Raw genomic sequence first — 17,213 nt, forward strand, 5'->3', positions numbered from 1 at the left:
GTCACCTTTGCGGGCCGGAGTTCAAGTAGTGAGCCCGGCAAACGGCCGGAGGCACGTGGTGCCGATGTCCGTCCCATAACCTCGTGCACAGAGACGTCGGATGCCCTGTGCGTCCCCTGACCGAGGAGGCGATGGTGCTCGGAAGGAGCACGCGGTTGCTCGCGAGCGCCGCGATCGTGGCTTGCGTGGTACTCGTCGGCCCCAGTGCACCAGGCAGTCCCCTCTTCGCCAGGCACCAGCCTGCCGACGCCGCCAGGGACGTCGTCGCGAACCGGGTCATGACGTGGAACATCTGCAACCCCTGCGACGAGAGCAACGTCGACCGGGCAGCGGAGATCGCCACCTTCGCGCCGCAGGTCATCGGCCTGCAGGAAGCGTGCGTGCGTGACGTCGACTGGATCCGGGAGTATCTGGAGAACCTCTACGGGCTCGTCTACCACGTGGAGTACGGGTCCGTTCTCCGCAAGTGGGGCCGGTGCGGGGGAGCGCCCTGGAAGCCCGGTGCCTATGGTCAGGCGATCCTCTCGGCCGCCCCGATGACGGACCACGTCAATGTGGAATACCCCGACGGCGGCTCCGAAGACCGGGGGTACATGGCAGTCACCACCAGGGTGGACGGCCGGTCCGTCCGGGTCTTCAACACCCATCTCGCCCAACGAGACCAAGGGACAGTCCGAGCGGAACAGGTCGCCGTCCTCGCCACCGAGGTCGCCCAGCACGACCGCGCCATCGTCCTCGGCGACTTCAACGCCGTGCCGACCGCCCCCGAACTCAGCCCCATGTGGTCACTGGCCACCGACACGGACGCCCAGTGTCGTCCCTCGGGCGTCGGCGACTGCGACGTGACCACCGACTGGTACAGCAAGTTCGACTACGTCTTCTTGCGGGACATCACCGCACTCAGACATCGCGTACAGCCCAGCAAGTACTCGGACCACCACATGCTCTACACGGACCTGGACCTCACTCGGTCGCCCGCGTCGTCCGGCCCTCGGTAAGGGCTCGGTCGGCTGTGGTCCCTCACTGCACCGGATGCGCCGCGAGCCAGTGCTGCAGTTCGGCGTGCCGGAACTGGTACGCCGGGCCGGAGTAGCGCATGAGACCGGCGGAGCAGGACCAGTCCAGGAAGTGGCCGAGCCGGAAGGGCAGTCGGCGGCGGGAGCAGAGGAGGAAGACCAGGTAGCGGCGGGCGGCGCTGAGGCCCGAGGCCTGGCCGGAGGCGATCGCGGTGGCCGTGCCGATGACGAGGCCGGTGGCGGGGTCCAGCAGCAGGGCCACCGTGCTGCCGACCGCGAGGCCGCCGAACAGGCCGGTGGAGACGGCGTAGACGAGCCCGTACACGGTGTCGTCGCGCAGGGCGACGGGAGGGCTGACGGCGGTCGTGGGCGCCCCGCGCAGCCCGGCCGCCATGCTGAAGCGGAAGCCGGCGCCGAGTCCGGACACCCAGCTGACCACCGTACCGGCGACGAGTCCGGCCGAGGTGTGGCCCGCCGCCGCGAGGGCCGCGCCGAGCGCCAGCCCGGTGGCGATGCCGACGACGGTGGCGAGGACGGGATTGACGACGAGGCCCACCACGAAGCGGCCCCGCAGGCCGGGCACGTGCCGCTTCTGCCAGTCCAGCCTGCTCGGGCTGATCGCGAGTGCGGCCGCCAGGCTGCACGCCCCGGCCAGCGCCACCACACCGGAGGCCACCGCGCCGGGCCGAGGGGTCAGCCAGGCGCCCGGCAGGACGGCGCTGATCAGGCAGAACGTCAGCAGCGCGTCCGCCACCCGCACCCGGCGGGGCCCCGCCAGCGGCCACAGCCCGTGCACGGAGATGTCGGTCGTCGGATACCCGGAGCCGCCGGTCCCCGCCAGGTGCCGGGCGAGGCGGTGCAGCCACCGGTGGACCTGATCCGGGCTGTAGCGGGGCGGGTCCGGGTCGCCGGCGGCCGGTGCCACGACGGCCGGGATGTAGCGGGCCAGCAGGTGCCGGTCGAGGGCGGCGGTGTCCTGCAGCGCGAGCAGGTCCGCCGGGTCGCCGCGGTAGCGGTAGACGGTGGCGGTCAGCCCGAGCCGCCAGGGGGTCGACAGGGCCTGGGCGAGCACGCCCGAGGGGTGGGCGGCGAGGTGGTCGAGCAGGGGCCGCCAGCGGGCGGGGTCGTGGCAGCGCTCGCGCAGATACGTCAGCGCGGGCGCGGACGCCACGGGGGAGATCACCACCAGCGCGGAGTCGAGCAGCGGCTCGTGCGCGAGCAGCGCCTCGTAGTGCGCGATCCGGCTGGTGAGGACGAGCGGACCCGCGTGCAGGCCCCGCTGGTGGGCGTTGAGATGCCGTACGGCGGCCCGTGCCCGGCGGGCTTCCGGGTCCGGTGAGCCGTCGGCCCGCAGCGGGTCCATCTCGTCCAGGCCGTCGAGGACCGGCAGCACCATGCCGTGGGCCACCAGCGCCTGCGCCATCTCCCGGGGCCAGTCGAGACGCTCGGTGAGGTGATCCACCAGCAGTTCGGGCAGCGTGTGGGAGGTGTCCCACTGAGCCATGGGAATGCGCACGGGCACCGGGTCGCCGTCGGCCCGTTCGGCGACCAGAGCGAGGACCAGCTCCGAGGCCAGCACCGTCTTCCCGGACCCGGGTGCTCCGGCGATGACCAGCCGCCCGGGCCGGGTGGTCCGGAAGAACCCGGCGATGTCGGGGGCCGGGTCGGGGTCCGCACCAGGGGCGCCGGCGTCCCGGAAGGTGCGCCCCGCGACCGGGGCCTCGGCCGCGCGCCCCGGCACCGTGCGCAGCGTGTACCGCAGGTCGATGCGCCGGGTGTCCCGGCCGAGCAGCTGAAGCCGCAGCTCCTGCTCGTTCTGCTGCACCAGGACGGCCAGCGTCGCCGCCCACTGCCGTACGAGGTCGGCGTCCGTGCCCTGCCAGGGGCGGCGCAGCGCCGCCACCGCGGCCACCAGTCCGGCCGACCCCAGCGGCAGCCCCAACAGCCCGGCGGTGTCGGCCGGATCGAGCCCTCCGCGCGCCAACTGGGCCACCGCGTACGCTGCGCTGGCCAGCATCAGGAGCGCGGCGAGCGCGATCCCCGCTCGACGCCTCTCCCGTTCCCGTCGTCCCCGAATCCCGCCATGCCTTGCTGCATACCCGCCGTACACGCCGAACTCGCCCTCCAGCAGCACGGATCGAACGACGATGTCCGATGTCCGCCAGCGCGATCGGCCGGTGACGATCAGGCTGGCGGCATGACGATGGCATCTTCCACGGACTCGGTGACGGTCCTCACCGGCATGTATGCCGCTGAGGCGGAGTATCTGGCGGCAGGAGGCCCCGACGAGGCCTCGTTCGATCTGCTCGCTCCCTTCTTTCGCCGCATGTCGTGCTGCACCAGGCGGACGGCCTGCCCTACGGCGGCACGTGGCGCGGACACGACGGCATGAGGCGGTTCTTCGTCGTGATGGGGGAGGTGTGGGAGTCGTTCGACATGGTGGAGCGGGAATTCCTTGCCACCGGTGAGACCGCGGTCGTGCTCACACAGGTCCGTGCTCGCGCTCGCGCGACCGGCCGTGAACTCAGTTTCCCGGTCCTGCAGGCGATCACGGTCAGGGACGGGCGGATCGCCGAGGTCCGGCCGTTCTACTGGGACACGCGGGCCATCGCCGACGCCTGCACGGCACCGGCGCCGGTGCCGGCGGACTGACGCCGAGGCCGCTCGATGCGGCCGTCCTCAGCCCGTGGGCCTCCCGGCGGGCGGAACGGTGAGGGTGCACAGGCGCTTGGTGGCACGGGTGAGGGCCACGTACAGGTCGCGCTCCCCTCCGGGGCGGGCGGCGGTGATCCCGTCCGGGTCGACCACGACGGCCGCGTCGAACTCCAGGCCGCGCGCCTGCGAGGCCGGGACCAGTCGGGCATGCTGCTCGACTCCGGCGTCCGCGAGCTGCCGCATCCTGTCGTCGGAGCAGATCACCCCGATCAACTCGCCCTCGTACGAGGCGCTTTGCTCGCGCAGCTCCCGCAGGAGGGCGGTGACGAGCGTGTCAGGGGTGGCGGCGAGGGTTCGGGGCTCTTCGCCGCGCCGGATCGAGCGGATCGGCGGCCGGTCCGGGGCGATCCGGGCGAGCAACTCCTCGGTGGTGGCGAGGATTTCCTGCGTGGTGCGGTAGCTGACGGTGAGGGTGCGCAGGTCGAAGCGCCGGCCGACGTGCGGGCCGAGGGCGTCGGCCCAGTCCCGGGCCGTCGTCGCCGGGCCCGCCTGGGCGAAGTCGCCGACCAGCGTCATCGACCTGCCCGGACAACGACGTACGATCATCCGCCACTGCATGGCGGTGAGTTCCTGTGCCTCGTCGACGACGACGTGCCCGAAGGCCTGCTCCGGTGGGCCGTCGACCAGGCTCGCCGCCTCGTCGAGCAGTGGCACGTCCGCGTCCGTCCAGGGCGCACCGGGTGCTCGCCGCAGCAGGGCCCGCTCGGCGTCGGTGAACTGCCGTGGATACGCGGCCGATGCGTCGCCGTCCGCCAGCAGGGCGTGAACCACCTCGCCCGGCGTCAGCCGCGGCCACAGTTCCTCGACGGCCTGGTCCAGCGAGGCGTCGTCGAGGAGTTCGGCCCGCATGGCGTCGGCGTCGAACTCGTCGGCCCCTGTGGCGGGCGCGTCGTCCACCCCGAGGCGGCGCAGGTCCGCTGCCGCGACCCGGTCCAGGTCGAGGCCGGTCAGCTGCGCCACCTCGGCGTCGATACGCTCCAGCGCCTCGGCGCCACTGCGGGCGAGCTCACGGACGAGGGCGTCGACCAGCAACTCCTTGAACAGCCGGCGTGCCCGGTTGTGCGCGAGACCACTGGTCTGCGCCGACTCCCTCGCCTGTACGACCTCCCGGTCCGGCAGACGGATCCACTCCTGCCCGACCCGGACCTCGAAGTCGCCGTGCGGTGCCTGCCGTGAGCGGACCAACGCGGCCAGCGCGTCGGCCAGTTGGACACTTCCCTTCAGGCGCGCCCCCTCGAAGGAATCCGCTGCGCCCGGTACGACGCCGGCCAGTTCCTCGCAGGTCGCCAGGACGACGTCGTTCTCCCCGAGGGAGGGCAGGACCTGGCAGATGTAGTCGAGGAATCGCGCGTTCGGCCCCAGCACCAGCACGCCGCGTTCGGCTGCCTTCGGAAAGGCGTACAGAACATAGGCGGCGCGGTGCAGCGCCACGACCGTCTTTCCGGTGCCCGGACCGCCCTGCACCACCGTCACCCCACGGTGCGGCGACCGCACGATCGCGTCCTGCTCGGCCTGGAGCGTGGCGACCGCCGTCCCCATCCGCCCGGTGCGCCTGGCCTGGAGCGCCGCGGTCAACGGGCCGTCGCCGACGACGTCTTGATCGGTGGGCGCCGAGCCGTCGAGCAGCTCATCGCTCACTCCCACCACCGTGCGGCCCGTCAGCCGCAGATGGCGGCGCCGCCGAAGCCTCATGGGATGCACCGGCGTCGCCTCGTAGAAGGGCCGCGCGGCCTCGGCCCGCCAGTCCACCAGCAAGGGCAGTTCGTCCGAGTCCCTCTGCAGCCCCAGCCGCCCGATCCGCAGGACGGTCCCGTCCGTCAGGTCGATCCGGCCGAAGACCAGCCCGTCCTCGGCTCCCTCCAGCCGACGGATCTCCCGCGTCAGCCGCCCGGCCTCCACCTCCCTCTCGTACGTTTCACCCGCGCCGTCGGACGGCCTCGCGAGCACACGCGCCAGCTGCTCCCGCGCTTCGGCCAGCCGCTCGTCGAACAGCTCGCCCATGACGGAGACCTGAGCTCGCTCGAGCTCCACCTCGCGCGCGGCAACATCCTTGATCTGGGACAAGAAAAGGCCCTCTCGGTCGACCCGCCAATATTTCGAGGCGTCACTATGCAGACGTATTCCGGAAAAGTAAATGTTGACCAAACTGCGTCGAATGTGTCCTCCGGTGCGTCAAAGCCCTTCGTCACCAGGGCCGTAGGCCGCCGTGGAAAGGCGGCCGTCAGGCGGTGGCGTAGTCGGACAGGGCGGGTTCCAGGATGTCGAAAGCCTGACCGGCTTCGGTGGTGACGGTCCGGGCGATCCGGTCGTTGGGCTGTCCGGCGAGGGTGAGCTCCTGGATGCGCTGGAACAGCACGCGGTGGACGGCGCCCAGCAGTCCGGCAGCGGTCCGGGTGCCGATGTCGTCGATCGAGGTGCCGGTGGCCTCGGCGAGCGCCTGGGCGAGCCGGTGCTCGCGCTGGTCGTGCAGGCCCCGCAGGCACGTGCTCAGGGTCGGGCTCTCGGCGACCATCGCGGCGAACTCCCGGCCGGAGAACCCGGCGACGGGGTCCTGCGTGCTGACGGCGTGGGCGAACGCGCGGCGCAGTGCGGCCAGTGCGGACTCCCCGGGGCGGCGGTCGGCGACCGTCCGGGCCAGAGAAGCGGCGAACTCCTCCTGATGGTCCAGGGCCAGGTCCTCCTTGCGTGCGAAGTAGTTGGTGACGGTCTTCTTGGCGACACGGGCCGCCGCGGCGATCTCGGCGATGGTCGTCCGCTCGAAGCCCTGGGCGATGAACAGCCGGGTCGCATGGTCGGAGATGAGCTGCCGGGTCTCCTGCTTCTTCGCCTCGCGCAGCCCGGCCGGAGGGGTGGGTGTGTCGGTGGCCATGAGTGCAATCTTACCTCCGTCCTACTTTTATGTTGACACTCGCAGGCTGCCAGGTCTAAGTTTACGTCGGTAGCAAGATTACGCCGGTCGTACCAGGCTGGCGTATCCACACCGGACCAGACCCACCCCAGGGAGCCTCGTGCAGTTCACCGCCTCCACCGTCTCGCTGACCGTCGACGACGTCACCGCCTCGCAGGAGTTCTTCACCGCCCACCTCGGCTACACCGTCCGCCAGGCCGCCGACGGCTTCGCCGCCCTCACCCACGACGACGCGGTCGATGTCGTCCTCCTCGCCCGCGGCATCGAGGTGCTGCCGCCCGAACAGCGTGACCAGCGCGTCAGCGGCCTGATCCTGGCCTTCACCGTCGCCTCCGGCCTCCAGGAGCACCAGCAGCGCCTGCGCGACGCCGGCGTCCCGATCACCATGCCGCTCCGCGAGGAGCCCTGGGGCGAGCGCCTGTTCCAGGTCACCGACCCCAACGGCGTGATCGTCCAGTTCGTGGAGTGGGCCGCACCTCAGGAGGCGTGAAGCCCTACGGGCTCGGCCGTGGGGTCGGCACAACGTCTGCCGTCGGGGTGGTGAGCCCGTACTGGGCGGCCTGGGCGGTGAACATGCTCTGGTAGAGGCCGCCGCGGGCGATCAGCTCTGCGTGGGTGCCGTCCTCGACGAGGCACCCGTCGTCGAGGACGTAGATGTGGTCGGCGTTCATGGTCGCGGCCAGCCGGTGCGTGACGAGCACGACCGCATGCCCCTCCCGGGCCAGGGACCACAGCTTCTCGAAGGCGGCGATCTCGGCGTGCGGATCGAGCGCCGAAGTGGGCTCGTCGACGAGCAGGACGGGCGCGCCGCGGTACCGCGTGCGCGCGGTGCCCAGCCGCTGCCACTGTCCGCCCGAGAGCTGGACGCCGCGCTCGTACCCCTTGAACACGATCGAGTCCCAGCCGTGCGGCAGGCCCTCGATCAGGTCGAGCACGTCGGCGTCCCGGGCCGCCTTGCGGACCTGGTCCATGTCGCGGGGGCGGTCGCCGGCGCCGATGGCGACGTTGGCGGCGGCGGTCATCTCCCAGCGGGGGAAGTCCTGCGCCAGCACCCCGACCGAGGCGAACACCTGGGCCCGGTCCGCCGCGCGGAGTTCCACCGGTTCGCCGCACTCACCCACCCACCACACGTTGCCCTCCGCGGGCAGCAGCAGACCGGCCAGCACCTTGGTCAGCGTGGTCTTCCCCGAGCCGTTCGCCCCCACGAGGGCTGTCACCTCACCGCGGGGAACTCGCACACTGACCCCCTTCAGAGACGGGGAGTCGGCGCCCGGGTAGGTGAACGACACGTCCTCCACCCGGACTTCCCGTACCGGCGTGGGCAGCGGCGCGCCGGTGCGCGGGATCGCGTGCTCGGTCGCCATGTCGATGGCGTCTTCCGTGTCGGTGAGGAACAGGAGCTCCTCGTACAGCCGGTTGACCTGCTGCACGAGAGAGGTGAGCCGTGCGGTGGACGTACGGATGGCGATCACCGCGGTCCCGCCGACAGCCAGCGGCAGACCACCGTCGGCCAGCAGCCACCACAGCATCCCGTAGCAGCCCAGCGACGCCAGACCGGCGAAGGCGCCCGCGACCAGGTCCGTCCCGGCCTGCGCCCGGGCCAGCCGCCGCTGTTCCGCCTCCGTCTGCCGGGACATCTCCTCGTAGCTGGACAGCAGTTTGGTCCCGGCCGCGTGCACACGGATCTCTCCGGCGGCGTGCGGGCGGATCAGGTAGGCCAGCAGGGAGGCGATCGCCCGCCGGTGGTCGACCCAGTTCAGGCGTGAGACGTACTCGCGGCGCGCGGAGCGGACCGCTCCCCACCCCTTCGGCACGGCGACGGCCAGCAGCATCGGCAGCAGCGCCCAGTGCAGCGACGCCAGGACGACGGCGGCCGCCGCCATACCGATCACCACGTTGCCCACGCCCACCGACAGCCGGAGCATGCTGCGGGCGGAGTCGGTGCCGAACCGGCCCGCCTCCAGGACCCTTTGCACCTCCGGCCGCTCGGTCGCCTCCACCTCGACGTGGGTGACCGCCGCGTAGTACCGCGCGGAGACCGCCCGCTCCACCTGAGGCTCCAGCCGCCCCGACATGGCCGTCGACCACGCCGACAGCAGCGCCGTCGCCACCGCCGCAACCGCCAGGACCGCCAGAGACGGCAGGGCGTCACGGAGCTTGTCCGCGGTCGGGCCGTCGGAGAACAGCTGTGTGAGGACGCTGTTGACCGCCACCAGCCCCCAGCCCGCCGTCACACCCTGACCCAGCTCGGCCGCCACGACGCCCGCCAGTGCCCGCCGGTCCGTCCGCCAGCCGGTGCGCAGCACCATCCCCACCATGCGCGGCAGCTCGGCGGCCATGTGCCCGAACCCCAGCCGGGTCAGCGGGCCCTCGTGGCGTACGTACGACTGGTCGTAGCGCAGCCGCCCGCCGTACAGCTCACGCTCCGCGTTCGAGATCCCGTCCGCCGCCGTCTTCCGCGCGTCCGGCGGCGCGTCCTGATGTGCTTCGGCTGATGTCAACGTCGGCCCTCCGTCTGACGGTCACGGCTCGTTCGTCGGGTTCAACGACCCGCACCGCGTTTCGAACACATGTCTTTCGGTCGGGCTGGAGGCCCGGAGCTGAGCGGTTCGCCGAAGCTGCGCAGTACACCGACCCTTGCCACGCATGAGCGCACCGCCGGGACCGGGTTGGCCGAAACGCCGAGACTGGGGCAGCCCTCGGCCGACGGCCGTGCCGGACAGCGTCAGGAACCGGCGGGTACGACGCCGGACGCCCGGTTCGATGCCGATGGCGACGAGTCGGCATGATGCGTGGCATGGATCAGGGGGACGCAGCTGTGTGGGCTGCCGCATTGGGGATCGCCGGCACGCTGGCGGGGGCGCTCGGCGGCGCGCTCGTCCAAGGCCGGGTCGTCCGGCGCCAGGTGCGTGACCAAGAGGCCGTCGATGTGAGGCACCGGTTGCGCCAGGAGCGGCAAGCGGCGTTCGCGGCTGTCCTCGACCGGTGCGGCGAGGCAGAGGCCGGCTTCAGCTCGGTCATCACTGCTCGCGCCCAGCCCGGCTGGGAGGAGGGGGCCGATCACAGGGAGCTGTGGGCTCCCACCAACGCCGCTCTGGAGGCGCTGCAGCGATCGGTGACAGCGGTGACCATCACAGGCCCCGACAGCATGGCCGACCTTGCCGCCGTGCTCCACGAAGAAATCCGGGCCATGGCGAACGCCCTGCGTCTTCCCGCAGCGGATTTCGCGCAGCGGGTCCGCATGTTCGGAGAGCACAAGGTGGCGCTGGAGCAGGCGCGGCGCGACTTCGTCCAAGAAGCCAGGACTGTGCTCGCGGCTCCCGAGCGATAGCGGCACACCGAGGCGTCGCAGCAGGGAGGGTCGAGTGGCGAGCCGACCAAATGAGGCCCCGCCACACAATGAGGGCTCCCAAGGCCTGAAAGTCCTCCGAAGCCCCCAGCAGCACCAGCGCACACCCCTCGGTTTGCACGCCCACGACCTCCGTCACATAGTGCGAGGTATGGACGCGCGCGAGAGGGCGCTCTTCCAGGCGTACAACCAGGCCCTGCGCTGGCTGGCCGGCCTGTCGGACCGGCCCGTTCCCGCGCGTGCTGCGGCCGAGGACATCGTGCGCGCACTCGGCACGGACCTGCCCGCTGGTCCGACGCCGCCCGACGAGGTCGTCGACCTGCTCGCCACCGCCTGTGAGCCGGGGCTCACCGGCTTCCCCAGCGGCCGCTTCTACGGTTTCGTCGTCGGCGGCACCCACCCCGCCGCGCTCGCCGCCGACTGGCTGGTCAGCGCCTGGGACCAGAACTGCGTGATGCGTGCGGCGTCCCCCGCCTACGCGGCCGCGGAAGACATCGCCGCAGCGTGGCTGCTCGATCTGCTGCGGCTGCCCGCGGACTGCGGGGTCGGCTTCACGACCGGTGCCACCATGGCCAACTTCACCTGCCTCGCCGCCGCGCGGGACGCCGTACTGAGCCGTACCGGCTGGAACACCGTCCGTGACGGCCTCGCCGGCGGGCCGAGAGTGCGGGTCCTCGTCGGCGCGGAGCGCCACATCAGCGTCGATCTGGCCCTGCGCTACGTCGGCCTCGGCGAGCCGGAGTCCGTGCCGGCCGACGACCAAGGGCGCATCCGGCCCGACGCCCTGCGGCAGGCCCTGGCCGCCGGTCCGCCGGGGCCCACGATCGTGGTCCTCCAGGCCGGCAACATCCACAGCGGCGCCTTCGACCCCTTCCAGCCGGCGATCGGCGCCGCCCGCGAGGCGGATGCCTGGGTCCACATCGACGGGGCCTTCGGCCTCTGGGCCGCCGCGAGCCCACGGTACGCACCCCTGACCGCGGGATGCCCCGACGCCGACTCCTGGGCGACCGACGCCCACAAGACCCTCAACGTCCCCTACGACTGCGGTCTGGCCATGGTCCGCGACGCGGCAGCACTGCGCTCCGCGATGGGCCACCAGGGCGCCTATCTGATCCACGACACCCGCGGCGACCCCATCGACACGGTCCCCGAACTCTCCCGCCGCGGACGGGCCTTCCCCGTCTGGGCGGCCCTGCGCTCCCTGGGCCGCACAGGGGTTGCCGACCTGGTCGAACGACTCTGCCGGCACGCCACCGCCTTCGCCGAGGGCATCGCCGCCATCGAGGGCGCGACCGTGCTCAACGACGTCGTCTTCACCCAGGTCTGCGCCGCCTTCGACGACGACGCACCCAACGACGTACACACCGACGCACGCACCGACCGGATCATCCACCGCCTCCTCGACGACGGCACCACCTGGATCAGCGGCTCCACTTGGCAGGGCCGCCGCGTCATGCGCATCTCCGTCAGCAACTGGTCCACCAGCGACGACGACGTGGCTCGCACGCTCGACGCCATCCAGCGCGCGGCGGCGCTTCCATGAGGCATGGACCGGCTGGTTGATGCGGGGGAGTGAACCGGGCGCGTGGCCCACCCGCATCGTTCCGGACCGCGAGGGAAAGTGGCCCCCATGCGCGCACTGGTGATCAACTGCACTCTCAAGCCCTCGCCCCAGCCGTCCAACACCGAGGCGCTGGCCGGCACGGTCGTGGCCGCGCTGCAAGGCCACGGCGTGGAGGTGGACGTCGTACGGGCGGTCGATCTCGACCTCAAGCCGGGCGTACAGACCGACATGGGCGACGGCGACGACTGGCCGGCCGTCCACCAGAAGCTGCTGTCCGCCCAGATCCTGGTCATCGCCTCTCCGACCTGGCTGGGCCGGCCCTCCTCGGTCGCCCAGCGCGTGCTGGAGCGGATGGACGCGATGCTCGCCGAGACCGACGACGAACAACGCCCCGTCGCCTACAACCGCGTGGCAGGCGTGGTCGTCACCGGCAACGAGGACGGCGCCCACCACGTCATCAGCGAGATCAGCGGCGCCCTCGCCGACATCGGCTTCACCATCCCCGGCCAGGCATGGACCTACTGGCACCTCGGTCCCGGCCCGGGCCCCGACTACCTCGACGACGACCGAGGCCACGACTGGTCGAACTCCACCGGCCGGGCCATGGCCTCCAACCTCGTCCACACCGCCCGCGCACTCGCCGCCAACCCGCTGCCCGCCCCGCCGTCCTGAACCGACGGCCTGCGCGGCCGTCGGCTGTCCGCGATGACTTCCCGCGGCACCAGGAGTCGTACAAGCGACGACCGTCCGACCGGAAGGCGACCGATGAACACCTTGCACGACATCCTGCACCGGTACGTCGACGACGGCAGGGTGCCCGGAGCCGTCGCCCTCGTCGCGCACGGCGACGACGTGCAGGTGGTGACCGCCGGCTCGGTGGACACCGAGGGCACGGCACCGATGGGGCGGGACTCGATCTTCCGTATCGCGTCGATCACCAAGCCCATCACGGCGGCGGCTGTCCTGATGCTGGTGGAGGAAGGCCGGCTGACCCTGGACGCACCGGTCGAGCGCTGGCTGCCTGAGCTGGCGAAACCGAACGTGGTGCGCCCCCCCGGGGCCCCGGTCGACGACGTCGTTCCAGCGGCACGCCCCATCACGGTCGAGGACCTGCTCAGCTCCCGCACCGGCTGGGGATTCCCGGACGACTTCTCCCTTCCGGCGGTGCAGTCCCTGTTCACGGTGCAGAAGGACGGCCGTGCCCTGCAGGACTGGCCGGACCCCGACACCTGGCTCGGCCTCCTCGCGCAGGTGCCGATGCTGCGCCAGCCAGGCGAGGCCTGGCTGTACGGCACCTCCTCCGACCTCCAGGGCATCCTGATCGCCCGGGCGTCGGGCCGTACGCTCCCCGACTTCCTCGCGGAACGGATCTTAGGGCCGCTGGGCATGAAGGACACGGCCTTCGAGGTCCCGAGGGCACAGCGGCACCGCTTCACCTCGTCCTACACCCCGTCTCCGGACGGATCCCTGAACCTCTCGGACGCCCCCGACGGGCAGTGGAGCCGCAGCCCCCGCTTCCACTCGGGCGGCGGTGGCCTCGTCTCCACCGCCGACGACTGGCTGTCCTTCGCCCGCATGCTGCTCGCCGGAGGCGAAGCCGACGGCCACCGACTCCTCACCCCCACCTCCGTCCGCCGCATGACCACCGATCACCTCACGGCCGAACAGCGAGCCGGCGCCACCCTTTTCCTCGAGGGCCAGGGCTGGGGCTACGGCGGTCAGGTCGACGTCGCCCCGACCGACCCGTGGAACGTCCCCGGCCGCTACGGCTGGGTGGGCGGCACCGGCACGACCGCGCACATCGTCCCGGCCACGGGAACGGTCGCGATCCTCCTGAGCCAGGTGGCGATGGAGAGCCCGACACCGACACCGCTGATGCGCGACTTCTGGCGCAGCGCGGCGGGCGCCAGCAGGTAGTAGGTTCGCGGCCAGTGGCCGCATGACCTACGGGGGATTCATGAAGTGGGCGATGACCGACGACTACGCCTCTCTTGTCACCACGCTCATCGTCACCGTCCTCGCGGTCGGTACGATCCAGACGTACACGCTGATGCGCCGGTTGGGCGAGTCGCAGACGGAGGACGTACGCAAGACCGTCGAGGCGCGTCTGAAAGTCCTGGACGCCATGCGGCGGGGCCGGACCCCCGATCCCGAGGACCTGCGTGAGGCGCATGTGTCGACGGTCAGCTTCCTGGCCCTCACCCCGCGGAACCTGTCGGCCTACATAGCCGGTGTGGTCTGGACCCTCGTGGTCATCGTCCTGGGCGTGCAGCAGATCAGAATCCTGATGTGGGCGGGCTCCGCCGACCACACCGAGAACCCGGACCTGGCCAGGGACTCCTTCTACCTGGTCTCCGGGGCTGTCGTGCTCCTGCTCGTCGAAGGACTGGTCAGAGCATTCGTGCGGACGTTCGTGGAGCAGCGTGAATCGCTGAAGCCTCTGCGGGAGTATCCGCGCGACGAACGAGCCCACATGCTCGCGGCGGTACGGGAGTTCCACAGAACCGGCGAGACCCCCGAACCCACCGCTCCGACACCACCCGTGCCACCTCGGTGTGACCGCTGACGCACACTTGACGCAGCCTCGTGGGGCTGAGGGTGCGCTGCCGACGATGATCAGTCTGGTCGCACCACGCGAAGTCGCCGGAGCGGTCGGACGCTTCGCGGAACTGCGTTTCGTCAACGACGCCCGCGCCTCCCTGGACGGCGGCCAACTGCCCTCGACCGGCAGCTCGGAGGGCCCTCGCCGCGGCATGAGATCGAGCCGTACACACCGGCACCTTCGGCGGACGGCTCCGCTCCACAGGCCGGCTGACCTCGCACGCGGAGTACGGGCCCCAGCGGTCCGGCCTGCCACACGCCCTGAGTGGGCCAACGCTTCCGGGGCACATGAGGCAAGTGATCTTCGTGTCCGTCGGAAGGAGTCTGTTCCACCGTGACGACACCCGCACCCCGAATACGGCGCAGCGGTGGCCGGCGATTCGATCTGCGCGCCACCGCTGTGTATTTCGGCATTCTCGCTCTGGTCCTTTGTGCGGCGGGACTCGCCGTCCGCATGGTGCTCAACGCCGCCCAGGGGCGGCCCGTCTGGGCTGCGGCCCTGGGCCTCGTCGCCGTCTCCTGCGCCCTGGCACTACGACGTCGTCGGCGGCGTCGGCGGGACCTGGCCGCCCGCGCCGTACAGCAGGCCGCCGCCGCACTGGAGGCGGGCAGAGACACCGCGCTGGAGGCGCTGGAGGCGCCCGGCCCGGCTGTGCCACGCCAGTGTGCGCCTGGGGACAGGGACAACCACCTCGGCTCCGCCCGGACCGAGGAGCAGGCACCGGGCGTCATCGACTACGACGCCCTGGACGCCGAGGAGTTCGAGCAGGCGGTGGCCGCGCTGTGCGCGCGGGACGGGTGCACCGGAGTCGAAGTCGTCGGCGGTGCAGGCGATCTGGGGGCGGACGTCCTGGCCGTGACGCCCGACGGGCGGCGGCTGGTCGTTCAGTGCAAGCGGTACGGCGACGAGCACCGGGTCGGCTCCCAGGACCTGCAACGCTTCGGCGGCACCTGCTACACGGTGCACGAGGCCGATGTGGCCGCCCTGGTGACCACCAGCGACTTCACGGCGCCGGCCCTCGAGTACGCCGAACAGTGCGGAATCCTGTGCCTGGACCGGGAGGCACTGCAGGCGTGGAGCGACGGCACCGGACCGGTCCCCTGGCCGGCGGTGAGCGCCGGGACGTCCTGAGCCTGTCGCCGTCGCTCCCTCCCTTCCCTCCAAAGATGTCTGACGTGGTCGAAACGGGGCAGCAGGGGTGGTGAGCCCGACGCAATCCATGAGAAACCGAGGTGAACCATGACGAAGGATCTGACCCCGAAGTACACCGTGCCCGGCATCGAGCGTGAGGCGGCCGGCCGGCTGATCGGCCTGCTGCAACTGCGGCTGCACGCACTCAACGATCTCCATCTCACGCTCAAGCACGTGCACTGGAACGTGGTCGGACCCCACTTCATCGCTGTGCACGAGATGATCGACCCGCAGGTGGACCGCGTCCGGGAGATGGCCGACGACGTGGCGGAGCGGATCGCGGCCCTCGGCGGCGTGGCGCAGGGCACACCGGGTGCCCTGGTCGGTGAACGCACCTGGGACGACTACTCCATCGGCCGCGCCGACGCCATCGCGCACCTCGGCGCGCTCGACCTCGTGTACACGGGTGTGATCGAGTCGGTCCGGGCCGCGATCAAGGAGGCCGGCGAGGTCGATCCCGCCACGGAGGACCTGCTCATCGAGCAGCTGCGCGACCTGGAGCAGTTCCAGTGGTTCGTCCGCGCCCACCTCGAGAGCTCGGGCGGCACCCTCTCCACGGGCAAGGCCCGCACGGAGGAAGAGGCCGCGCGGGCCGGCGGGTCCTGAGCAGCAGCGGCCCGCGGCGGCGCGTGGCCCGCATGGCCCCTGGACCGGCCCGTCGCCGCAAGGACCGGCCGAGGTGCATGCTTCCCGCCGATCGGTGACACCCGCACCCGTATGCATGCGACACGCACGGCCGCGCGGACCCTACGACGCCACGCGCACGCCGCCGCACAGACAGTGAGGCGGGCGTGCACGGGGCCGGGCCGCGAGCGGGACCTGGCCGTCCAGGCGGGCAAGGCGGCGCTGGCGGCCTGGCTCGCCTGGGCGGTGGCCGGCTGGTGGCTCCAGGCGCCGATGGCCTTCGTTGCGCCCTGGGTGGCGATCGTGCTGGTGGAGGAGACCGTCTACCGGTCCGTCGCACACGGCCTGCAACAGCTGGCGGCCATCGCGACGGGCACGATCACGGCCACCGCGGTCGTGCTCGTCCTGCACGAGACGATGCTGGCGATGGCGCTCGTCCTGCCCACCGTGGTGCTGCTGGGCCACTGGCGTCGCCTGGGCAGCCAGGGCGTCTACGCGGCCACCGGCGCCCTGTTCGTCCTCACCGGCGGTCCCGTCGGCGTCGACACGGCCGCCGCACGCATCTCCGAGGCCGTCTTCGGTGCCGTCGTCGGCATCGCCGTCAACGCGCTGATCCGTCCCCCGCTCTACCTACGGGACAGCAGAGCCGCCCTGCGGGACGCCACCGAGGAGGCCCACGACATCCTGCGGGCGGTGGCCGACGGGCTGGCCGAGGACCGGTGGGACCCCGCCGAGGCCGGCACCTGGCACGAGCGCGCCCTGCGCCTCCAACGCCTGGTCGACGACTCACGCACCGCGCTCGGCCGCAGCCGGGAGAGCCTGCGCGTCAACCTCCGCCGCCGCACCCGGTCACCGTCCGCGCCCGACAAGGAGTACGACGACGCGGTCGTCGTCCTGGACTACGCGGCCGTGCACACCGCCGGGGTCACCCGCACCGTGCTGGAAGCCACGGCCGAGGACCGCTCCGGCGCGCGGCCCCACCCCCATCTCTCCCGCCGCTACGCCGAGTTCCTCCGCCAGACCGCCCACGCCCTCCACCTCTACGGCCACAGCCGCTTCGGCGACCGGAGCGACCGCGAGCTGCGCCAGGCCGTACACGAACTGCACCGCACGCTCGACACGCTGCGCCGGCACCTCGTCCGTGCCCGGCCCGACGACCCCGACGAAGTCGCCGTCTACGGCACGCTGCTGGCCCAGGCCCACCGACTGGCCGGACAACTCGTGACCTCATCCCCGTGATCCGC

At 71.8% G+C, this 17,213-nt stretch carries 14 protein-coding genes and 1 pseudogene; 11 read left to right on the forward strand and 4 right to left on the reverse strand.

The window, feature by feature from the left end:
- The first annotated feature begins 131 nt into the window (after positions 1-131).
- Positions 132-998, forward strand: a complete 867-nt coding sequence (locus tag RKD23_RS36635) for an endonuclease/exonuclease/phosphatase family protein (protein WP_424857660.1) — start codon at positions 132-134, stop codon at positions 996-998.
- Positions 999-1,020: 22 nt separating this feature from the next.
- Here RKD23_RS36635 and RKD23_RS36640 read toward each other — a convergent pair whose 3' ends face one another.
- A complete protein-coding gene (locus RKD23_RS36640) occupies positions 1,021-3,033 on the reverse strand; it encodes an NACHT domain-containing protein (protein ID WP_424857661.1) in 2,013 nt (670 codons plus the stop codon).
- Positions 3,034-3,213: 180 nt separating this feature from the next.
- Here RKD23_RS36640 and RKD23_RS36645 point away from each other — a divergent pair.
- A pseudogene (locus tag RKD23_RS36645) lies at positions 3,214-3,668 on the forward strand (nuclear transport factor 2 family protein).
- A 27-nt stretch (positions 3,669-3,695) separates the two neighbouring features.
- Here RKD23_RS36645 and RKD23_RS36650 read toward each other — a convergent pair.
- Both RKD23_RS36650 and RKD23_RS36655 read right to left on the reverse strand, forming a co-directional pair.
- A complete protein-coding gene (locus RKD23_RS36650) occupies positions 3,696-5,795 on the reverse strand; it encodes a HelD family protein (protein WP_424857662.1) in 2,100 nt (699 codons plus the stop codon).
- 157 nt (positions 5,796-5,952) lie between these two features.
- Positions 5,953-6,600, reverse strand: a complete 648-nt coding sequence (locus RKD23_RS36655) for a TetR/AcrR family transcriptional regulator (RefSeq protein ID WP_424857663.1) — start codon at positions 6,598-6,600, stop codon at positions 5,953-5,955.
- Between the two features lie 139 nt (positions 6,601-6,739).
- Here RKD23_RS36655 and RKD23_RS36660 point away from each other — a divergent pair, with 139 nt between their 5' ends.
- Positions 6,740-7,129: a VOC family protein gene (locus RKD23_RS36660; protein ID WP_424857664.1), complete on the forward strand. Its 390-nt coding sequence runs from the start codon at positions 6,740-6,742 to the stop codon at positions 7,127-7,129.
- 4 nt (positions 7,130-7,133) lie between these two features.
- Here the strand turns inward: RKD23_RS36660 and RKD23_RS36665 are convergent, their stop codons facing one another.
- Positions 7,134-9,140, reverse strand: coding sequence for an ABC transporter ATP-binding protein (locus RKD23_RS36665; RefSeq protein ID WP_424857665.1), 2,007 nt, complete (start codon positions 9,138-9,140; stop codon positions 7,134-7,136).
- A gap of 296 nt (positions 9,141-9,436) precedes the next feature.
- Here RKD23_RS36665 and RKD23_RS36670 point away from each other — a divergent pair, with 296 nt between their 5' ends.
- From RKD23_RS36670 to RKD23_RS36705, 8 genes are all read left to right on the forward strand, one after another.
- Positions 9,437-9,970 carry a hypothetical protein gene (locus tag RKD23_RS36670; protein WP_424857666.1) on the forward strand — a complete coding sequence of 178 codons (534 nt, stop codon included), beginning with the start codon at positions 9,437-9,439 and terminating at the stop codon, positions 9,968-9,970.
- A 169-nt stretch (positions 9,971-10,139) separates the two neighbouring features.
- Positions 10,140-11,531 (forward strand): pyridoxal phosphate-dependent decarboxylase family protein, encoded by a 1,392-nt coding sequence (locus RKD23_RS36675; RefSeq protein ID WP_424857667.1) that lies wholly within the window; start codon positions 10,140-10,142, stop codon positions 11,529-11,531.
- Positions 11,532-11,618: 87 nt separating this feature from the next.
- A complete protein-coding gene (locus RKD23_RS36680; RefSeq protein WP_424857668.1) occupies positions 11,619-12,224 on the forward strand; it encodes a flavodoxin family protein in 606 nt (201 codons plus the stop codon).
- Positions 12,225-12,317: 93 nt separating this feature from the next.
- Positions 12,318-13,469 (forward strand): serine hydrolase domain-containing protein, encoded by a 1,152-nt coding sequence (locus tag RKD23_RS36685; protein ID WP_424857669.1) that lies wholly within the window; start codon positions 12,318-12,320, stop codon positions 13,467-13,469.
- Between the two features lie 22 nt (positions 13,470-13,491).
- The gene (locus RKD23_RS36690; RefSeq protein WP_424857670.1) at positions 13,492-14,118 is read left to right on the forward strand and encodes a hypothetical protein; all 627 of its coding nucleotides are present in this window, start codon (positions 13,492-13,494) and stop codon (positions 14,116-14,118) included.
- A 369-nt stretch (positions 14,119-14,487) separates the two neighbouring features.
- Entirely contained in the window at positions 14,488-15,285 is a 798-nt protein-coding gene (locus RKD23_RS36695) for a restriction endonuclease (RefSeq protein ID WP_424857671.1), read from the forward strand.
- A 108-nt stretch (positions 15,286-15,393) separates the two neighbouring features.
- On the forward strand, positions 15,394-15,951 hold the full coding sequence (locus RKD23_RS36700) for a Dps family protein (RefSeq protein WP_424857672.1): 558 nt from the start codon (positions 15,394-15,396) through the stop codon (positions 15,949-15,951).
- A gap of 111 nt (positions 15,952-16,062) precedes the next feature.
- Positions 16,063-17,208, forward strand: coding sequence for an FUSC family protein (locus tag RKD23_RS36705; protein WP_424857673.1), 1,146 nt, complete (start codon positions 16,063-16,065; stop codon positions 17,206-17,208).
- Positions 17,209-17,213 lie beyond the last annotated feature (5 nt).

Source organism: Streptomyces sp. SAI-170 (genome assembly GCF_049739565.1).
Taxonomy (GTDB): Bacteria; Actinomycetota; Actinomycetes; order Streptomycetales; family Streptomycetaceae; genus Streptomyces.

Excerpts from the sequence above, each read along its gene's own strand:
- RKD23_RS36675 (WP_424857667.1), top strand. The coding sequence starts at position 10,140 with ATGGACGCGCGCGAGAGGGCGCTCTTCCAGGCGTACAACCAGGCCCTG.
- RKD23_RS36700 (WP_424857672.1), top strand. The coding sequence starts at position 15,394 with ATGACGAAGGATCTGACCCCGAAGTACACCGTGCCCGGCATCGAGCGT.
- RKD23_RS36685 (WP_424857669.1), top strand. The coding sequence starts at position 12,318 with ATGAACACCTTGCACGACATCCTGCACCGGTACGTCGACGACGGCAGG.
- RKD23_RS36640 (WP_424857661.1), bottom strand. The coding sequence starts at position 3,033 with ATGCTGGCCAGCGCAGCGTACGCGGTGGCCCAGTTGGCGCGCGGAGGG.
- RKD23_RS36670 (WP_424857666.1), top strand. The coding sequence starts at position 9,437 with ATGGATCAGGGGGACGCAGCTGTGTGGGCTGCCGCATTGGGGATCGCC.
- RKD23_RS36705 (WP_424857673.1), top strand. The coding sequence starts at position 16,063 with ATGCATGCGACACGCACGGCCGCGCGGACCCTACGACGCCACGCGCAC.
- RKD23_RS36635 (WP_424857660.1), top strand. The coding sequence starts at position 132 with ATGGTGCTCGGAAGGAGCACGCGGTTGCTCGCGAGCGCCGCGATCGTG.
- RKD23_RS36690 (WP_424857670.1), top strand. The coding sequence starts at position 13,492 with ATGACCTACGGGGGATTCATGAAGTGGGCGATGACCGACGACTACGCC.
- RKD23_RS36655 (WP_424857663.1), bottom strand. The coding sequence starts at position 6,600 with ATGGCCACCGACACACCCACCCCTCCGGCCGGGCTGCGCGAGGCGAAG.
- RKD23_RS36680 (WP_424857668.1), top strand. The coding sequence starts at position 11,619 with ATGCGCGCACTGGTGATCAACTGCACTCTCAAGCCCTCGCCCCAGCCG.